At 43.2% G+C, this 19,186-nt stretch carries 19 protein-coding genes and 3 tRNA genes; 16 read left to right on the top strand and 6 right to left on the bottom strand.

Annotated features, from left to right (window positions below):
* Positions 1 to 57 precede the first annotated feature (57 nt).
* From QY309_06630 to QY309_06640, 3 genes are all read left to right on the top strand, one after another.
* Positions 58 to 146, top strand: a tRNA-Ser gene (locus QY309_06630).
* A gap of 32 nt (positions 147 to 178) precedes the next feature.
* Positions 179 to 252: transfer RNA gene (locus tag QY309_06635), tRNA-Arg, on the top strand.
* 47 nt (positions 253 to 299) lie between these two features.
* A tRNA-Pro gene (locus tag QY309_06640) sits at positions 300 to 374 on the top strand.
* Between the two features lie 259 nt (positions 375 to 633).
* Here QY309_06640 and QY309_06645 read toward each other — a convergent pair.
* Positions 634 to 978: a hypothetical protein gene (locus tag QY309_06645; protein WKZ61154.1), complete on the bottom strand. Its 345-nt coding sequence runs from the start codon at positions 976 to 978 to the stop codon at positions 634 to 636.
* 1 nt (position 979) lies between these two features.
* On the bottom strand, positions 980 to 3,421 hold the full coding sequence (locus QY309_06650) for a penicillin acylase family protein (protein ID WKZ61155.1): 2,442 nt from the start codon (positions 3,419 to 3,421) through the stop codon (positions 980 to 982).
* A 121-nt stretch (positions 3,422 to 3,542) separates the two neighbouring features.
* Between QY309_06650 and QY309_06655 the strand changes: the two genes are divergently transcribed.
* Both QY309_06655 and QY309_06660 read left to right on the top strand, forming a co-directional pair.
* Entirely contained in the window at positions 3,543 to 4,535 is a 993-nt protein-coding gene (locus tag QY309_06655; GenBank protein ID WKZ61156.1) for a Stealth CR1 domain-containing protein, read from the top strand.
* 11 nt (positions 4,536 to 4,546) lie between these two features.
* The gene (locus tag QY309_06660; protein ID WKZ61157.1) at positions 4,547 to 5,437 is read left to right on the top strand and encodes a glycosyltransferase; all 891 of its coding nucleotides are present in this window, start codon (positions 4,547 to 4,549) and stop codon (positions 5,435 to 5,437) included.
* Here the strand turns inward: QY309_06660 and QY309_06665 are convergent.
* Together QY309_06665 and QY309_06670 are read right to left on the bottom strand one after the other, a co-directional pair.
* Positions 5,412 to 6,362: a Stealth CR1 domain-containing protein gene (locus QY309_06665; protein WKZ61158.1), complete on the bottom strand. Its 951-nt coding sequence runs from the start codon at positions 6,360 to 6,362 to the stop codon at positions 5,412 to 5,414. The genes QY309_06660 and QY309_06665 overlap by 26 nt on opposite strands.
* Positions 6,363 to 6,422: 60 nt before the next feature.
* Positions 6,423 to 7,379 (bottom strand): Stealth CR1 domain-containing protein, encoded by a 957-nt coding sequence (locus QY309_06670; GenBank protein WKZ61159.1) that lies wholly within the window; start codon positions 7,377 to 7,379, stop codon positions 6,423 to 6,425.
* 234 nt (positions 7,380 to 7,613) lie between these two features.
* Between QY309_06670 and QY309_06675 the strand changes: the two genes are divergently transcribed.
* Genes QY309_06675 through cysQ form a run of 6 tightly spaced genes read left to right on the top strand, consistent with a single transcriptional unit; the run spans position 7,614 to position 13,408 of the window.
* The gene (locus tag QY309_06675; protein WKZ61160.1) at positions 7,614 to 9,383 is read left to right on the top strand and encodes an SLC13 family permease; all 1,770 of its coding nucleotides are present in this window, start codon (positions 7,614 to 7,616) and stop codon (positions 9,381 to 9,383) included.
* Positions 9,384 to 9,974, top strand: a complete 591-nt coding sequence (gene cysC, locus QY309_06680; GenBank protein WKZ61161.1) for an adenylyl-sulfate kinase — start codon at positions 9,384 to 9,386, stop codon at positions 9,972 to 9,974.
* A 7-nt stretch (positions 9,975 to 9,981) separates the two neighbouring features.
* The gene (gene cysD / locus QY309_06685; GenBank protein WKZ61162.1) at positions 9,982 to 10,887 is read left to right on the top strand and encodes a sulfate adenylyltransferase subunit CysD; all 906 of its coding nucleotides are present in this window, start codon (positions 9,982 to 9,984) and stop codon (positions 10,885 to 10,887) included.
* 19 nt (positions 10,888 to 10,906) lie between these two features.
* Complete coding sequence (locus QY309_06690) at positions 10,907 to 12,151, top strand: GTP-binding protein (GenBank protein ID WKZ61163.1); 1,245 nt, start codon at positions 10,907 to 10,909, stop codon at positions 12,149 to 12,151.
* A gap of 57 nt (positions 12,152 to 12,208) precedes the next feature.
* Positions 12,209 to 12,595 (top strand): GxxExxY protein, encoded by a 387-nt coding sequence (locus tag QY309_06695; GenBank protein ID WKZ61164.1) that lies wholly within the window; start codon positions 12,209 to 12,211, stop codon positions 12,593 to 12,595.
* 54 nt (positions 12,596 to 12,649) lie between these two features.
* Positions 12,650 to 13,408 carry a 3'(2'),5'-bisphosphate nucleotidase CysQ gene (gene cysQ / locus QY309_06700; protein ID WKZ61165.1) on the top strand — a complete coding sequence of 253 codons (759 nt, stop codon included), beginning with the start codon at positions 12,650 to 12,652 and terminating at the stop codon, positions 13,406 to 13,408.
* A gap of 35 nt (positions 13,409 to 13,443) precedes the next feature.
* On the opposite strand, the gene QY309_06705 is transcribed toward cysQ, so the two are convergent.
* Positions 13,444 to 13,782, bottom strand: coding sequence for a hypothetical protein (locus QY309_06705; protein WKZ61166.1), 339 nt, complete (start codon positions 13,780 to 13,782; stop codon positions 13,444 to 13,446).
* Between the two features lie 242 nt (positions 13,783 to 14,024).
* Between QY309_06705 and QY309_06710 the strand changes: the two genes are divergently transcribed.
* On the top strand, positions 14,025 to 14,624 hold the full coding sequence (locus tag QY309_06710) for a hypothetical protein (protein WKZ61167.1): 600 nt from the start codon (positions 14,025 to 14,027) through the stop codon (positions 14,622 to 14,624).
* Positions 14,625 to 14,628: 4 nt separating this feature from the next.
* Here the strand turns inward: QY309_06710 and QY309_06715 are convergent, their stop codons facing one another.
* Positions 14,629 to 15,348: a carboxypeptidase-like regulatory domain-containing protein gene (locus QY309_06715; protein WKZ61168.1), complete on the bottom strand. Its 720-nt coding sequence runs from the start codon at positions 15,346 to 15,348 to the stop codon at positions 14,629 to 14,631.
* A gap of 130 nt (positions 15,349 to 15,478) precedes the next feature.
* Between QY309_06715 and QY309_06720 the strand changes: the two genes are divergently transcribed.
* From QY309_06720 to QY309_06735, 4 genes are all read left to right on the top strand, one after another.
* On the top strand, positions 15,479 to 17,260 hold the full coding sequence (locus QY309_06720) for a hypothetical protein (protein ID WKZ61169.1): 1,782 nt from the start codon (positions 15,479 to 15,481) through the stop codon (positions 17,258 to 17,260).
* A 2-nt stretch (positions 17,261 to 17,262) separates the two neighbouring features.
* On the top strand, positions 17,263 to 17,712 hold the full coding sequence (locus QY309_06725; GenBank protein ID WKZ61170.1) for a hypothetical protein: 450 nt from the start codon (positions 17,263 to 17,265) through the stop codon (positions 17,710 to 17,712).
* Between the two features lie 74 nt (positions 17,713 to 17,786).
* On the top strand, positions 17,787 to 18,422 hold the full coding sequence (locus QY309_06730; protein ID WKZ61171.1) for a flavin reductase: 636 nt from the start codon (positions 17,787 to 17,789) through the stop codon (positions 18,420 to 18,422).
* A gap of 97 nt (positions 18,423 to 18,519) precedes the next feature.
* Positions 18,520 to 19,131 carry an RDD family protein gene (locus QY309_06735; protein WKZ61172.1) on the top strand — a complete coding sequence of 204 codons (612 nt, stop codon included), beginning with the start codon at positions 18,520 to 18,522 and terminating at the stop codon, positions 19,129 to 19,131.
* Positions 19,132 to 19,186: the final 55 nt, after the last annotated feature.

Below are 19,186 nucleotides of genomic sequence, written 5' to 3' on the forward strand. Positions count from 1 at the left end.
CAAATTAATTTTAGGCAGTTTCTGTTCATCCCTTATATTTGCAGTTCTTTCAGCCCCGGAGAGGTGGGTGAGTGGCTGAAACCAGCAGTTTGCTAAACTGTCGTACATGTCAAAGTGTACCGGGGGTTCGAATCCCCCCCTCTCCGCAAGGCCCTGTTAGTAGCAGGGCTTTTAAATTGGTCCGATAGCTCAACTGGATAGAGCAGCTGCCTTCTAAGCAGCAGGTTCGGGGTTCGAGTCCCTGTCGGATCACTTGGTGCATAAGATTAAAAGTATATCTTTGCGCCTCATTTAATGTTCGGGGTGTAGCGCAGTCCGGTTAGCGCACCTGGTTTGGGACCAGGGGGTCGCAGGTTCGAATCCTGCTACCCCGACAAAAGAAAGTCCTGGTGGTAACGCCAGGACTTTTTTATTTTGTATCTGTGGAGACATTCGTTTATATCGTGTACTCGGCAGATCATGACAAGTATTACGTTGGTCAAACACAAGATCTAGCCAATCGTTTGGAGCGACATAACCTGGGTTATGAAAAATTCACCTCTGCGTACAGGCCATGGCAATTGGTTTTAACAAAAGGTAATCACCGCAAATTTTGCGGTGATTATCGGTAAATTCTCCGCAACTGTAGCAGACTCACCTTCCCTTACGACCACTCTTTAACAACGCGCCCGATAGCGTAGCGAAACCTCCAACCAGTCCACCGATTACTGCGGTGAGCAAGAACAGCAGTATCTTGTTTTGGACCATCAGCAATACTGCAATTTTTTCTGCAAGTGGAGCAGACGCTTGCAAGTCGATGATGAAGGCATGAATAAACCACAGCAAGGCAATCGCCAGAAAGCCCGCTATGAAATTTGATTTAGATCTGAAGGCAAAGCCCCCGATGAATCCGGCAATCGCTATGCTCCACCAGGGTAAAAACATTTCAAGCAGCCAACTCATAATGACAATCGCGACCAGTTGTACTGTAAATTTCATGTCATTTTGGGTTTAAGGTGGTGGAAAATAAAATTCTATCGGCAGACTGATCGGCTTGCCGCAGAAATAGCATCCTAAAATACGTTCCGTTTGCCCACCGATCAAGCATGGAGTTGTAGTGAACACTTCCCGGATTTCCGGATTGCCCACCCGGGTACGTGGCAAAGGCTTTAGGGCCGTCTGGTTCAACACTTACAATCATCCGCCATGATGGGCCGTGCTTTCGGGATGAGGCATTCACGGCATCGCCATGTCCGCCATGTTCAACATGAAAGCTAAAAGGCGCCTGACGGGTAAGGTGTTCAACGTATGTATCCTTGTAGTCAGCCCAGCGCAATGGTTTTGTGTTTTCTTTTTTCCACGCTTCTACCTCTTCCATGGATTTTTTAAAGGCTTGTCTGATCAGATCAGTGATCGTTTCCTTTTCGGGTGTGGATTGGACATCATAAAAAGGTAAGTCGGGTTGTGTACGGATTAAATAACTTGTGTTCCATGATGTTGGATAGGATAAGGAAACAGAATCGTTTCGTATCTCATCCCAAATGGAAACGACCAGGTTTCGCCACCAGCCCTCAAAATAGGGTGGCGCCTGTGCATCTTTATGGTAATAGTAATCCCACACTTTTAAACTGTTGTATGCTTCTTTTTCTTCTGGAGATAATGTTGTTTCATCAACAGCCTGAAGCAATGTGGGTAAAATTTCTTCAGCCTTAATGCTGTAGTTATCCAGTTGAAGATTCATCATATCTTTTACAGTGAGGTTATTCTTCTCACGAAGCACATTGTTTATTCTTCGGTTGCGATGCCCTTCATAGCTTACGGCATTGATGTAATACGGATAGGTTGAATCGGCTGGGTATTGATTGGCAGAGCTGACAAAGCCTCGCTCCGGATTTTTATCCATCACATTATGTTCAAACGGAATATATCCAATCGGGCCTTGTGTTGAACGACTCCCATCCAGTACAAATTTACCTTCATATTTTTTACGAGCCGGAAATTTTCCCTGGATACGCATGGCAATATCTCCGGTAACGGAAGCAAAAACAAAGTTTTGAGCGGGGGACGAGAAATGATCCAATGCGCTCATGTAATCGCTGTGATTTTTAGCCCGGTTCAGTTTGTAAAAAGTCAATAACTCTTCCGATTCATCGTGTGCAATCCACCGGAAAGCATAGTGCTTTCGTTCATTTTCCGCGCGAAAGTGTTCATCGTATGGAACCGGACCCCAATGGGTGTAGACAACCGTATCAAAAAGTACCTCACCACCACGAATTGTAAATTCCTCAACCACTTTTCGGGTGTCCTTCCATTCACCATCCAACAGGTATTTTTCCTTTTTGTTGTTTTCAAACGTAATGCGGTACCAGTCCACCAAATCGCGTTGCGCGTTGGTAACCCCCCAGGCTATCGAATCATTAAACCCGATGATAATACCCGGGGCGCCCGGAAGAGAAACTCCCATGGTGTTAATCCCGGGGGCATTCAATTGAATGGCATACCAGATGGAAGGTAGGGTTATACTCAGGTGCGGATCGTTACATAAAATCGGGTAACCCGATTGTGTTTTGCTGCCGCTTACAGCCCAGTTGTTGCTACCGATGTTGGGCTCGGGTGTGGTCAGTCCGCTGATGGCAATCAGTTCATCCGGTAATGCATGAACACTATCATTGAGGTTAGCGGGTTCAAAATTCCAGCCACCTGGTTTATCTACAATTGGGTCGCCCATGGGCTCGCGATCGGGATAAAGCACTTCAAGCATCTCCTTGCCAAATAATTTCAATGCATTCGTCATCTGTATGTCTTTATCACCACTGTTCAAGGTTTGAGCCATGCTGCGCAGGAGCAAAGCTGATTTCAGCATGGTCCATTCCTCTGGCTTATAGTCTAGTATTTTGTACTCCAGGGGAAGGTCTTTGTATGAGAGTGATTGGATGTAGGCATTTATTCCCTCGGCATATTTTTCGGCAACCATTTTGGCCACCGGGTCTTTCTCCATGCCACGGTAAGCATTTTCGGCAGCGTATACCATTCCTAATCTACGTTGGTTGCGGTCGTAATTTAAAATGGCATCCTCGGGTCCGCTTCCTAAAATTTCTGCCAACCGGCCTGCAGCGGCATGGGTTTGAAATTCCATCTGCCACAGCCGATGAAACGCAGTTACATAGCCTTGTGCCACGTAAAGGTCTGCATCGTTTTGTGCAAAAATGTGCGGGATCATGATGCTATCGAACGCAACCGTAACGGGTTGCTGTAATCCGGGAATGTTTAATGATTCGGGAAGCCTGAATCCTTTGGGTTCGATATTTTGCCAAAAACCATGTGCTGGATCAAGGAATTTGCCCAGGGGCGGAATTCGTATGGAGCCAACTTCCCAGCTTTTATTGAGTGCCCAGATCAAGGTAAGGGTAATGGCGAGACTAATCAGGAATTTCAGGTTCATGTGTGTGTGGATTTCAACAACTTTCCAACATAAAAACTTTTCCTAATTTTCGAACTACTTTCTTCTAAAAACTTTTAATCCGTTGTGTTGAAAAGATCGTAGTTTTGGACACGTAATGCTTATGGATATAGACTTTGTAATAACCTGGGTGGACATGAACGACCCGGAGTGGCAAAAGGAATTTGCAAAGAATTCAGGAAAAATTGACAACACTAAAAACGAAGTGTCGGTAGCACGCTTCAGGGATTACGGTTTTCTTAAATACTGGTTTAGGGGGGTGGAAAAGTTTGCGCCCTGGGTACGCAAGATTCACTTTGTAACCTGTGGCCAAAAACCAGATTGGATAAATGCAAACCATCCTAAGATAAAGTTTGTCAATCATGAAGATTACATGCCGAAGGAATCTTTGCCGTGCTATAACTCCAACGTGATTGAGATTTACATGCACCGCATACCGGATTTAACGGAGCACTTTGTGTATTTCAATGATGACTTTTTTGTCATCAATCACATTACGCCAAAACGATTTTTTACTGAGGGTTTGCCCAATGATATCGCGGCCTTCCGGATGAATTTTGGATTTTCGTTATGGAACAAGTGCCTGAGGAATAATATCCGGTTGATTAATAAGCGATTCAACAAGAAGGAGATTATGAAACGCGACCATGACAAATGGTTTACCGAAGCGTATGGCAGTAAAGCACGATTAACGCGACTGCTTTCCTTTTACAATAAGTTTGTTACGCTACGCACCCCACACAATGCCCAGCCGTATCTTAAAAAAACATTTGAAGAAGTTTGGGATTATGCAGGAGATGAACTGACGGAGATGTCGAAACATCGTTTCCGTAGCCCGAAGGATTATACGCTGGAGCTTTTCAAGACCTGGCAAATCTGTCAATCGAATTTTATGCCGTATAACACCTATCAGGATACGAAGATGTTTCCGTTGGTGTTTAGGTCAGCTCAGGCTATTCAAGCCGTTCGCGATCAGTCGTATTCCCTGGTTTGTTTGAATGATAGCGAATTCATCAGGAATTTTGAGCAAACTATGCAGGGTATTCAGGCTGCATTTGAAAGTATACTGCCGGAGAAGTCAAGTTTTGAAAAGTGAGGTAATCGTGCATGCATACGAAGCGACTGATATCGGTAATCATTCCAACATACAATGCATCATTATATGTAAGTCAGTGCCTGGAAACGGTACTCGCTCAATCGTATACAAATCTGGAGGTTATTGTTGTGGATGATGGCTCAGAAGATGATACGGTTCAAATAATCAAACGTTGTCCGGTCAAACTTATTCAGCAAGAAAATCAAGGAGCCGCTGCGGCACGAAATGCAGGTATTCATGCGGCCACAGGCGAGTATATCCATTTTATGGATGTGGATGACCTGATAAATCTTGATTTTTATAATAAGATGCTGGAGGCGATTGAATCTGTTGAGGCAGATATGGCCTGTGCCGGATATGTTCATGAGAGATTGCCTGCCTTCACGAGTATGGTTACAGAAAAATTTCTGTATGTAAACACCGATGACAAGATGCGATTTGCGAATGTTTTCCATCAGGGAAATGTTTGGAAATATTTGTACAGGACTGCTTTCATAAAAGAAAGAAAACTACTTTTTGATGCAGACTTGCGAAATGCCCATGATAAAGTGTTTGCCATTCAGGCCGTTTATTTCTCCAATAAAATTATCTCGGTTCCGGGCGCAGTCTATTATTATAAAGACAGAAGTAATTCGCTTGTTACTTCACTATCATGGAAGAAACGATTGATACGAAACAGAAGCATTGCCAGGGCTAATGAGTTTTGTAAAAAATTTGCTGACGAGCATCGGATCAAAGTACTTAGTGCGCCCCGCTATATTACGTATCATTATGCTTTACTGGGCATCTTGCCTTTGGTTAAAAGGCGTGTATATAATTCCGGTCGGGTGCGATGGTACCTGTTAGGGTTATTCATTATTCAGATGAAGCAGAAATCTATTTCTCGAAAGGTGCTTTCGTAGGGAAAAGTTCTTCCAGGAAGGGTTTGATTTTTTTTCTATGCTCGTTATTAACTTTTTCGTTGTCGTTAATGCAGAAGAGCTTAGGTTGATAGCGTTGTATGTATTCGTTAAAATCGTGCTTATAGGTTAATAGGCGCAAAGAGTCTTTGCGCGTAATATACCTGGCGTGTCCGTGCTTTATAGCGAGTGCGTAATACCCAAAGGCAGCTCGCTGCAAGTCGCCATAATTCCGTACACGACTCATTTGTGATTTTTGAACCTGTTCCGAGAACACTTCTTCTACAGCCTTTCGATAGTCTGATTTTTTATAGGCATCAATATTATGATGCGGAATACTGGCGTAGTATTTCCCGAATTTTTCTGAAACCAGAATTGCTGCCTCAGTGACCTGATTTCTATACTGCCCTAATTTTTTGCCCATTAGTTGTTTCCAGCGATGGCCCCATTTTCCAAAATATTTTCGCTTCAATCGAATGATGGGGTAACCGTCTCTGGCAAAGAAATAGTCTGGTGATAGATCTGCGTTGAAGAACATATCATCATTCGCAAACAAAAAATGTTCTGATAGGCCCGGAATCTTATACAGAAAATACTCAATGACCATAGCATTAAAACAAGGCAAAATTTTCAATGGCATAATCTCCTGATGGTCTACCAACTGAATTTTTTCGTGATGGATATTCAGCCATTCCGGTTTTTGGCCATCGGTTACAATATAAATTTTCCGAATCCAGGGAGCATGCTTTATCACGGACCGCATCGAATACTTTAGTTCATCATTATTGATGTATCGCCCAATGTTATTGGTTTCGGAATCATCACTGATAATACCGGTAAAAGCACGCTTTTTTTTCTGCCACTCCGGGTCGGAGCCATCCACCCACAAGTAAACCAAGTCTATTCCTTCTTCTACTATACTGCTCATACAAAAGCAATAATAAAAGAAAATTTTTTAGGGCAAGCACAGATGGCTGAAATCGCTGTATTATGGTTTTTCGAAGGCTGATTTTAAGGGAAAATGTGTTTCCAGGAAGGGTTTAATCATTTTCCTGTTTTCTGAGTTAACGCGTTGGTTATCGTTTACGCAGAACAGTTTGGGATTGTAGTGATTCAGGTATTCCTGCAGGTTGTGCTTGTAGGCAAGGATTCTGATGGACTCTCTTCTTCCAACATATTTGAGGTGCGCATGATTTATGGCTAGCGTATAAAACGCAAATGCTGAGCGGTGCAGGTCGCCATAGGTCCTAACCCGGTGGCATTTTGATTTCTCCACCTCCTTCGCAAACACCTCTTCAACTGCTTTTTTGTAATCCGATTTCCGGAATGCATCAATGTTGTGATGGGGAACGCCCGGGTAGTATTTACCAAATCGCGTCTCAACCATAAGTGATGAATCCACCACCATTCGATTGTACTGTCCAAGTTTTTTTCCGACAAGTATTTTTAACCGGTAATGCCATTTGCCCAATGGTTTGCGCTTTAACCGGACAATTGGAAATCCATCTTTCCCAAAGAAGTAATCCGGAGAAAGATCAGCGTTGAAAAACATATCGTCATTGGCAAACAGAAAATATTCCGACAGCCCCGGTATCTTATGCAAGTAGTACTCCAGCACACTGGAATTGAAACACGGAAGAATTTCTGCAGGCATTATCTCCTTGTGATCCACTACCTGAATTTTCGGATTTTCCGTGTTTAACCATTCGGGTTTTTGGTCATCGGTTACGATAAAAATCTTTCTGATCCACGGTACATGTTTTGCTGCTGAACGTAAGGAATATTTCAATTCCTCGTTGCTCATATATCGGCCAATGTTATTTTGCTCAGAAGTATCACTTAAGGCGCCTGTAAAAGCCCGTTTTTTTTTCTGCCAGTTTGGGTCGTTTCCATCTACCCATAAGTACACCAAATCTACCGGAGCGGATGAAAAATGATTATCCATAACCTGCAAAATTAGAATAATTATTGACGGCCAATGGAAATTCACAGCCTAATTATTCTGCACCGGCCTAAATACAGCTTATTGGCTTTTAATGGGCGCATTGACCTGTTTAGTGACTGAATGGTTGGTTCTTTGTCCACGATTTTTAGCCCTTTGTTGATCCATCTTCGTGGCAGGTAAGGCTTTTCACCTATGTGCTTTTGCTTATATTTGCCTCTTAAATCTACCGAATTAGTGGAGTTTACGCTCATTCAAGGCCTTGTTCTGGGTATTGTCATCTTGCTGGTGGTATCACTCTATCGGGAGTGGTTCAATCCTGCCTTGTCGTTTTTTATTGCGGTGTTGGCTTTGCTGCTTATTGGCGTAATTAACCCGGCTGAGTTGCTGAAAGGGTTAAGTAATCAACAGATCGTTGTGATCTTTTTGCTGATTCTGGTAACGGCAGGAATCCGGTCGGTATTCGGCCCGGAATTTTTTACCCGATTGTTTAAGGCCACACTGAAACCCAAAGCTTTTCTGTTGCGCATGATGGTGATTTCTTCATCGGTGTCGGCATTTTTAAACAACACGCCCATTGTAGCTTTTCTGATTCCTTACGTTAAAGATTGGGCCGACCGCACCGGAACACCTGCATCAAAATTATTGATTCCGCTTTCGTATGCTACCATTCTTGGCGGTATGATTACCGTTATTGGTACATCAACCAACCTGGTTCTGATTGGTTTAATGACCGAATATGATTTGCCCTTGCTCGGATTTCAGGATTTTCTTTATCTCGGCTTACTGGTAACCCTGGCTGGATGGATTTATCTGTATTTTTTCGGATACAAGTTGTTGCCAAAGAATGTGAGTAAGCTTGACACCGTGCGCCAGAATCTCAAAGAATACATTATTGAAACGGAAGTTTTTGCTGATTCAAAATTGATTGGTAAAAGTGTAAAGGAGGCGGGACTGCGTAACCTTCAGGATTTGTTTTTAGTGGAAATCATTCGCAACGATGAAGTGATTTCACCGGTATCACCAGAAGAAAAGCTGCAATCGGGTGATGCACTTTTTTTCTCCGGGCACACCCAATCCATATATGACCTGATCCATCAGGATAACGGACTGCGCATTCCTGAACAGGATGGCATGGAAGCGGAGAATCAATTTAATTTTGTTGAAGCGGTTATCCCCGCCAGTTCAAGCCTGATCGGCAGAAGAATTAAAGACTCTGATTTCCGAAAAAAATTCAATTCTTCCATTGTAGCGATTCATCGAAACGGTAAACGTGTTTCGGGTAAGGTAGGTGAAATGCATATTGCCGGTGGCGACTTTATGCTGCTGTTATCGGGCGATGAAAATAATTCGGTTAATCACGAGAAGGATTTATTCTATTTGTCGGTTCCGAAAAAAGTAGAGTATAAAAGGCCTGTATGGAAATATTGGGTAGGAGTGGGGAGTTTCCTGATGTTGTTGGCTGGCATATTGGGTTTTATTCCGTTGTTCACGGCATCGTTGGTGGTATTGTCAGCCCTGATTTTTTTAGGAATATTGAACCTGGAAGAAATCAGGCGCCAACTTGATTTTAATTTGTTGATGGTGTTGGTGTGTTCCTTAGCTATTGGCATTGCGCTGGAGAAATCAGGAACAGCGGCATTGGTGGCTACCGCGCTGATTAACGTGGGTGAATCGATCGGACCTGTTGGTGTGTTGAGTGCTTTGTTTTTGGTGACTATCTTTTTAACTGCATTGGTGACTAACCCTGCAGCGGTTTCCATTATGTTTCCCATTGCCATGTCGCTTGCTGAACAATTGTCGCTGCCGGCAACACCGTTTTTCGTGGCCATTGCCTTTGGCGCCTCCGGTGATTTTATGACGCCCATCGGCTACCAAACAAACCTGATGGTGTACGGGCCGGGTGGTTACACATTCAAGGATTTCGTTCGGGTAGGCACACCGTTAACAGTTATTTATGCGGTTATTTGTATCATCTTTATAGCCTGGTTTTATAATCTTTACTAGATGAATAACCTTTATCCAATACAAACAAAAGTTTCAAAAGAGCAGCGTGAGCAGTTGATGCAGCAGCGCGCGAAGTTAATCTGGTTTACGGGTCTTTCGGGTTCGGGAAAATCAACATTGGCGGTTCAGTTGGAGGCACAACTTTTTGCTCGCGGTTTTAAAACGTATTTGCTTGATGGGGATAACATTCGTACGGGACTGAATAAGGATTTATCATTTGCAGATGAGGGAAGGGTCGAGAACATCAGACGAATCGGTGAGGTGAGTAAGCTGCTGCTTGATGCAGGTGTGATTGTATTGTCGGCCTTTATCTCTCCGTTTAAGGCCGATCGTGAACAAGTAAAAACCATTGTTGGCCCCTCCAATTATATGGAAGTATTTGTAGATACTCAGCTGGAGGTTTGTGAACAGCGTGATGTTAAAGGCTTATATAAAAAAGCCCGGGCCGGTGAAGTGAAAAACTTTACAGGAATTGATTCTCCTTACGAAAGACCAGAATCTGCCGACCTGGTAATAAAAACGGAAACGCTTACTGTTGAGCAATCTGTTGAGCGACTGTTGAATTTTGTGTTAACGAAAATAAGTATCTGATTAAGCCATGAGTCAATATTATCTCAGTCATTTAAAAGAACTTGAAGCCGAAGCCATTTATGTTATCCGCGAAGTGGTGGCGCAATTTGAAAAACCTGCCTTGTTGTTTTCAGGCGGTAAAGATTCAATTGTGTTGGCTTACTTGTCTCGCAAGGCATTTTACCCGGCACGAATTCCCTTTCCATTGGTGCACATCGATACCGGTCATAATTTTCCGGAAACCATGGAGTACCGCGATTGGCTGGTGAATGAACTGGGCGTACAACTGATTGTGGGTTCTGTTCAGGAAAGTATTGACACCGGTCGCGTGAAAGAAGAAACGGGTTATAACGCCAGTCGTAATGCATTACAAACCGTAACCTTGTTAGATACAATTGAGAAGCACAAATTCGATGCGGCCATGGGTGGAGCGCGCAGGGATGAAGAAAAAGCGCGTGCCAAGGAACGTTTCTTTTCGCATCGCGATGAATTTGGTCAGTGGGATCCTAAAAATCAACGACCCGAGTTGTGGAACATCTTCAACGGAAAAAAGCACATGGGTGAGCACTTTCGTGTGTTTCCGATTTCAAACTGGACAGAGATGGATGTGTGGCAATATTTATTTACAGAAAATATTCCGATTCCAAAATTGTATTACGCACACAACCGTGAAGTAGTCGTGCGTGATGGAACCATTTTGTCAACTTCTCCGTGGTTAAAACTCAAGCCTGATGAGAAGCCTGTGATGAAGCAAGTACGTTTTCGTACCTGTGGCGATATGCCCATTACCGGAGCGGTTGAATCCGATGCTGACACCATGGAAAAAATCATTGTGGAAGTAGCGGCTTCCCGCAAAACCGAACGCGGGACACGTGCCGATGATAAACGTGGTGAAACAGCAATGGAGGATAGAAAAAAGCAGGGGTATTTTTAACTCGTAACCCGAAACTCAAATGAATCAATTATTAAGATTTACAACCGCAGGTAGCGTTGACGATGGGAAGAGCACACTGATCGGCCGATTGTTATACGATAGCAAATCGATTTTTGAAGATCAACTCGAGGCCGTAGAAGCCTCCAGTGTAAAAAAGGGTTTCGACTATGTCGATCTTTCATTGCTGACCGATGGATTGAAGTCGGAGCGCGAGCAAGGCATTACCATCGATGTGGCATACCGTTATTTCGCTACACCCAAACGTAAATTTATTATTGCGGATACGCCTGGTCACATTCAGTATACACGCAACATGGTAACGGGCGCCTCTACCGCAAACCTGGCTTTGATTCTTATAGACGCACGCAAAGGATTAATTGAGCAAACGTACCGGCATTCGTTCATCGCATCGTTGTTGAAAATACCGCACATCATTGTTTGTGTCAACAAAATGGATTTAGTGGATTATGATGAGGCGGTGTTTGATAAAATTGTAGAAGACTACAAGGCATTCTCCTCAAAACTGGAGGTTTCCGATATTCAGTTTGTACCCATCAGTGCCTTGCTCGGTGATAATGTTGTTAATCGTTCTGAAAAGATGAGCTGGTATCAAGGGGCTACATTGCTACACATGCTGGAAACGGTGCACATTGAGAGTGATCACAATCATATTGATAGTCGGTTTCCGGTGCAATATGTGGTTCGGCCACAGACCCGCGAGCACCAGGACTTCCGTGGGTATGCAGGTCGTGTTGCTGGAGGTATTTTTAGAGCAGGCGATGAGGTATTGGTGTTGCCATCCGGTTTTACAACAAAGATCAAAGTCATACAATTGGGTGAGGAAGTGATTCAGGAAGCGTTTGCTCCGATGTCGGTGGTGATGACCCTTCAAGATGAGATTGATATCAGTAGGGGAGATGTGATTTGTAAGCCAAACAATCAGCCCTTAGTTGAGCAGGATATTGATATGATGCTTTGCTGGATGAATCAACGACCGGTTAATCTCAACTCAAAATTCTATGTGCGTCACACCACACGTGAAACGCGTGGAATCTTAAAAGAGATTCAATACAAACTGGATATTAACTCGCTGCAGCGTCTGGAGTGTGTTGATCAGTTGGGCATGAATGACATTGCCCGTGTAAAAATTCGTACTGCACAACCTTTACCTTTCGATAGCTATCGCAAAAACAGAATTACCGGTAGTGTTATTTTGGTGGATGAAGGCACGAATGAAACGGTAGCAGCGGGGATGATTGTTTGAGGGATGGAATTTTTACCGCGGAGGCGCAAAGGCGCAAAGTAAACGCCAAAAAAGTCCATGGAAAGAGAACATTATAATTTTTTATCAAAGGAGATTCTGGATAGTTCGATTACTGTGCATAAGGAAATGGGTCCTGGATTGTTAGAAGCTGTTTATCAGCATTGTCTTGTTAAAGAGTTGCGAATGCGAAACATTACTGTGGAGACTATGGTGCCCATTCCTCTTGTCTATAAAGGTCATGTATTGAATAAAGACTATGTTATTGATATCCTTGTTGAAAATGAAATAATTATTGAATTGAAGTCTATTGAGAGTTTTTTACCCGTGCATGAAGCTCAGATCATCAGTTACCTGAAGCTGGCCAACAAACGGCTTGGATTTCTTATCAATTTCAATGTACCGTTGTTAAAAAATGGTTTTAAACGATTTGTAAATAACTTCTGAACCCTTAGCGTCTCAGCGCCTTTGCGGTAAATTATTCAACCCTACTGTTTAAACATGAACTATTCTGAATTACTTCAAATCGCAATCAAAGCTTCCGAAACTGCAAGTGGGGAAATCCTTAACGTGTACCACTCCAATGATTTTCAAGCTGAGTCGAAAGAGGATAAGTCGCCTTTAACGTTGGCAGATAAACAGGCGCACACAGCTATTGTATCTGTATTGAAGGAAACTGGACTGCCTGTTCTTAGTGAGGAAGGAAAAACGATTCCCTATGAAGAGCGAAAGCAATGGGAATACTTCTGGATGGTCGATCCACTTGACGGAACCAAGGAATTTTTAAAACGAAACGGAGAGTTTACAGTAAACATTGCGCTAATCCATAACCAAAAGCCAATACTCGGTGTAGTTGCTGTTCCGGTGAGTGGCGATGTGTTTTATGCAGCGGAAGGAAAAGCATTTTTAAAACGCAGCGGACAAATCATTGACTTACCTAAAAGAAATCTGGTTTCGTTAGCACAACCCGGTTTGCGTGTCGTGGCTTCGCGTTCACACATGAGTCCGGAGACACAGGATTTCATCAGTGCCCTGAAAGAACCTTCTCTCGTTTCAAAAGGCAGTAGCCTGAAGTTTATGTTACTGGCGGAAGGACTTGCAGATGTATATCCACGCTTTGCTCCTACGATGGAGTGGGATACAGCAGCTGCTCATGCCATCGTTAATGCGGTGGGAATTTCAGTGAAGCAAAAGGATAGCGAACAAGAACTTGCATATAACAAGGAGGATTTACTGAATCCGCATTTCCTATGTATATGATGGAGAAGAAGTAATCGCAACAAGAGATATTTAGCTCATCTTACTAACTGATAGATTAGAATCAGTATAACAACTCCCAGCAGACTCGTGTAGATGAGTTTGTTATGCCTGGCTAGCCAATTTGGTATATAAATATCAAAATTATCGCGGGTAGAGTTGGAGTATTTGTGCGCCCATACAGTTAGTGGGCAATAGTTTTTAAAAATCAACAGCACAATACCTTCGGCAAGGAAGCAGCCCAACCCTATCCACACCCAATAATCAATCTGGTCAGTGACTACAGCATAAAGCAAGTAGAAAATGACTACGTTGAAAAAAATCCAGATGACTGTATGGAGAACTTTTATGCCGATCAGTTTGGTATTGGGTTTCATGCAGATTGAGGGATTCGTGTTGGAAAGAAAAGCGTCCAGGGCTCAAATCAAAATGATCTGGATAGGGCAGCCGGCTGACAATTGTCAGAATTCGGCTTCAATGGCAACCTAGCCTTTGCTGTTGTAAATTCTTGATGAAAGGTCAGGTTACTCGCAATTAAGCTATGAAAATTAGCGGTTGCGTGTACCTCTGGCTCAATTCTTGCTCAAAAAGTTTACAAGAGTCCTCAAACTTCGTCCTTATGAAAGCCTTTCAAATTGCTTCAGCCACACTATTCTCGCTGTTGTTGTTTGCTGCTTCATGCACGAGTCCCAGTTTCACGCAAACCATACAAACACAATACGACAATGCAACCGATACCAAAAATTTCCGATGGAATCATCGTATTCAACAAATCAATTTTCGGTCACCCTTGGCCTATGTTGATCAATCTTTTGTAAAGCAACTTGATAGACATGGTGTTGCACAGTATAGGTTATACGATGTTGTGGTGCTCCATGCGAATGCGTTTCGCCTCGAAGACAAGATATTTATGTTATTGGATGAAAAGCCTGTAAACCTTCAGCCACTTAAACGGGAAGATGATGTGATGGTATCGCGTGATGTGGAGCGGGATGATATACTAACTGCAGACTCTACTAAGATCTCGGTAGTTACCGGATACAGTGAAAACAAATATCGGATTACCCGATTGGAATATCTGCTAACATCAGAAACTGTGAATCAAATTCAAGCGACCACCACAATACAGTTCAGGTATTATTCAGGACCGAATATCATTACTGTTTCTTTTTCACCAGAGAAAGTACAACGACTAAAAGAGCTTTTGGCCAGCAACTGATTGGTTAAAACAATCCTTTGATTTTCCACCACAATCTGCGAAAGCTGATTTTGCGGGTACCCACACCACCCATTATTACTTCTCCAAGTGCGACTATATCCATTTCCATTTCTATTGTTATGTTTTGAGTTGGTTGAGTGGTTCCCAATGGATACTCAATCGTCTTTAAACCAATAAAAGAAAATACCAGCACTTCGGTGCCGGTAAGCTTCGCGATCTGCAATTCAAATTCCCCGTTTGCATCCGTGACAGTGCCATTAACTGTACCTTTTTGTATCACATTAACTCCTGGCAGTGGGGTGCCATCTTCCAATGAATTAACTACACCAGTAATGCGCAGTTTTCTTGTAGTGCTTGTTGACTGATTCAATTCTCCCTTCACATGAATTTGCTCGGTGTTGGTTTTGGGTGAACTTTGTGCCTGCGTGAAGCGGGAAGTGAAGAAAAGCATGATGCCGCCAAGAAACAAGGACAACCAACCCAGACGAGGTGTGGCCTTTGGTTCAACTACCATGTAGGTCTTTAATTGATTCGGCCGGAATCTTCCGCAGGTATTTTGCGGCCGTGACTTGAAATAATCTTTTACCTGTTCATCGGTGTATCGGGTAAAATCGACCACTTCCTTACTGCAACTTTGGCAAAAACCGCCTTTGCGGGTGGGGGTAAAAGCATTCCAGTTTTCGTGGCAAGGCTTGGGAATGGTGAGTTGTAACGATTTTTTCATAGTGGTTTAGGGTAAGTTTAGCGCTATGATGCAGTTGACTTTCTTTTTCCATAAAAAATCTGATAATCTTTCGGGGCGGATTTAATTCTGGTTACCCAATTTGTTTTCTTTAGCGTTTTAAACAGGAGGCATGGCCGAACGCGCAGATTTTTACCAAAAGAGGAGGGATGATTTTTATGCCCAACTGCAGAAGATAAGTAAACGCATAAATCGTGTTTCCAACCTTCGGCTGGTTATAGTGCTGGTAACCATCGCCCTGATCTATGCCGGGTTTACTGAGTCGTCTGCATTTTACGGAGCCATTCTGGCGGGTGGTGCGTTTGTTTGGCTGGTGTTGTATCATTCCAGGTTGTTTGTAGAAAAAACGCATCTTGAAAACCTGGTTAAGTTAAATGAAGGTGAGCTAAAGGCCCTTGAAGGTGATTTTTCATTTTTCGATAGCGGAAGTGAATTCATTGATCCGCATCATCCCTATACGCATGACCTCGACATTTTTGGTGAGGGATCATTATTCCAGGCATTAAATCGATGCAATACCCGTGAAGGAAAGAAACAACTGGCGGAAAGGTTGTCCGGTCATTTGGCAACAAAGGAAGCAATAGTCAATCATCAGGAAGCGGCAAAAGAGCTTTCGGTCATGACGGATTTTTGTCAACATGTTCAGGCATCGGGGATGGAAATGAATGAACAGGTGCATGATCATGCTGAGTTGGTGGAATGGGTGAAGCGTCCTTCATTTTTATATGGAAAGAGTTTTTACCGCATTCTCCTGATGGTGGTGCCCGTGCTTACTGTGCTTTCGGTTGCGGGTTCATTTTTTAGTCCTGTACTGAAAATCGTGGCTATGTTTTTGGTGCTCGCCCAATGGGTGATATTAGGATTACACCTGAAGCGCATCAATGCCTTTCATGAATACATCAGTCGCAAGAAAACGTTGTTGGAGAAATACGGATCACTCCTTGGACATATTCAAACTCAATCATTTTCTTCCGAATTGATGAAGAAGTTTGCGGGTCAGGCGTATGAAGCAGGAGAGAAGGTAAAAGAGCTGGCTTCGTTGGTCAGTTGGTTGAATGCGCGGTTGAATTTTATGATGAACCTGTTGGTGAACGGACTGTTTCTTTATGATTTGCAATGTGTTTACCGGTTGGAAAAGTGGCGGGAAGCGCATGGCGATAAATTGATCACGTGGCTTAAGGCCATTCGCGATACCGAAGTACTTATTAGCCTGGCTACATGGCATGTCAATCATCCTGCATTTTCGTTTCCGATTATACAAGAGCAATTCAAAATTCAGGCTGAAGATATTGGGCATCCGTTGCTGCAACCGGAAGAATGTGTGGCTAACACAGTAACGATTGGCAATCCACACCGGGTGCTAATCATTACGGGTGCCAACATGGCCGGCAAGAGCACATTTCTGCGGACGTTGGGTGTAAACCTGGTGCTGGCGTTGAATGGCGCTCCGGTTTGTGCAAAAACTTTTATATGTCCTGTTGTGGATTTACGTTCCGGTATGCGCACGGCTGATTCGCTGAAAGATCATCAATCGTATTTTTACGCAGAACTCACGCGACTAAAGTCTATCGTGGATGAATTGCAAAGCGGTAAACCCTTGTTGATTCTGTTGGATGAAATTTTAAAAGGCACCAATTCAACCGACAAGCAAGCCGGTTCGATTGCACTCGTTCAGCAATTACTTAATCATTCTTGCCTGGCACTCATCGCCACGCACGACCTGGCATTAGGCAAACTGGAAACGGATTATCCCAATCAAGTTGCCAATTATTGTTTTGAGCCTACCATGGAAGGGGATAAACTTTCGTTCGATTATAAACTACGAACGGGTATTGCACAGAAAATGAACGCAACGTTTTTGATGAAAAAGATGGGAATTATTCCGGATGCCTGATTATGCTTGATAAATCGCTGATATTTCAAAAATGTGTGGATGTGCTTCAGGAGCGCATCAAACAGGTACAACATGAGCGGGCACAGGTACAGGCATCGGCTAACGAAGAAACCAAAAGCAGTGTGGGTGACAAATATGAAACCGGCAGGGCTATGGCTCAGCTTGAAATTGAGCGATTCACTCAGCAGTTGTTGGAAACTGAAAGGCTCCTGAATCGATTACTTGAATTAAAAGAAGTTCAAATACAAGACAGGGTAGTGGCAGGATCATTGGTGCACACATCACAGGGATATTTTTACATTTCTGTAAGCCTTGGAATGATTGAATTGGATGGGCAAAGTTTCTATTGCATTTCTCCGGAGGCGCCTTTGGGTAGGGAATTATTGGGTAAGGGTATTGGCGATCAGGTAGGGATTAATGGTAGATTATTTCAAGTAATGGCTGTTAGCTGACTCAAAAATTAGAAAATTCTTTCATAGTCGATCGGAGCAAAAAAACATAAACGTTTAGCTGGTGTTTAGAGGTTATGAATCAAATATCCTCATCTGAAATATCATCCTGGTCGCGTTTTTATCGGGGAAATTTTATCAACTCACTTTCCGGATTTAAGCCGGTAGGTCTGATTGGCACCATCAGTGAAACAGGACAAACAAATCTGGCTATATTCAGCAACATCGTTCACCTGGGTGCAGATCCTGCTTTGGTGGGCTACGTAAACCGGCCGCTGGAAGCCGCACCCCATACCATAGCCAACATTCAGAAAACGGGTGTGTATACCATTAATCACATCCATGAAGAAATTCTGTCGAGGGCGCATCAGACCAGTGCCAAATATCCGGAGTACGTAAGTGAATTTGATGCGGTTGGCTTAACGCCTCAATTTGTTGAAGGCATTAAAGCACCTTTTGTTCAGGAAAGTCGGGTGAAGTACGCGCTTGCACTTCGTGAGGTTATTCCCATTTCCAGGAACAATACTTTTTTTGTGATCGGTGAGATTCAATCGGTTTTATTGGATTCATCCTTCATCACAGCGGATGGCTTTTTGGCGTTGGAAAGGGCTGGATCATTATGCAGCCTGGGGTTGGATGCGTATTACAATCCAACACGGTTGGCCAGATATGCTTATGCCAAGGCTGATCAACCTCTGAAGCAAATTGGTTAAAGACTCATTTGGGATGATAACTGTTTGCAATTTGGCTGAGGATTTTAACATGTTTTGGTTTTCTTTATCTTGAAACGAAAATTAAACATGTCCCCCCATGACACGAGAAGATCACCTAAAATTCTGTACAGTTTGTCAGCTCAAAGATTTTGATGCACGACAAGGCGTTATTTGTTCCCTTACTGGTAAGCAAGCCGACTTTGAAGGCAGTTGCCCTACATTCAAGCCGACTGCTGAAGCGGATATACATACAACTCCATACGACTATCCGTCAACAGCCATCAACGTTGACAGTAGGATGGCTTCAGCTGGAAAGCGATTTGCCAATCATATTGTAGATACTATCGTTGTATACTTTCTTGCTTTTCTGTCTGGTTTTATTTTGGCAATAGGAACGGAGCTAACTACGCCTGGTTATATTGATAATGTAGATGAAAACGATCCTGGATTTACTGCAGTCTCTTATTTATTAGGTTTCTCCGTCTTTTTCGTTTACTACACTTTAATGGAATCTGTTTTTGGCGTTACCGTTGGGAAGCTGATTACCGGAACCCGAGTGGTCGACAAACATGGCCGAGTTCCAAAAACGTCAACGATCATGCTCCGTACCTTATCGAGGTTTGTGCCCTTCGAAGCTTTTTCCTTTTTAGGTAGTGCGCGAGGTTGGCACGACAGTTGGACAGATACCTGGGTAGTGGACAAGAACTGATTTACCGTAGTTACCTAAAACTTCACTTTGACTCTTTAACGATTGGTAGTTCTTC

It is taken from the genome of Cyclobacteriaceae bacterium (genome assembly GCA_030584025.1).
GTDB lineage: Bacteria > Bacteroidota > Bacteroidia > Cytophagales > Cyclobacteriaceae > UBA2336.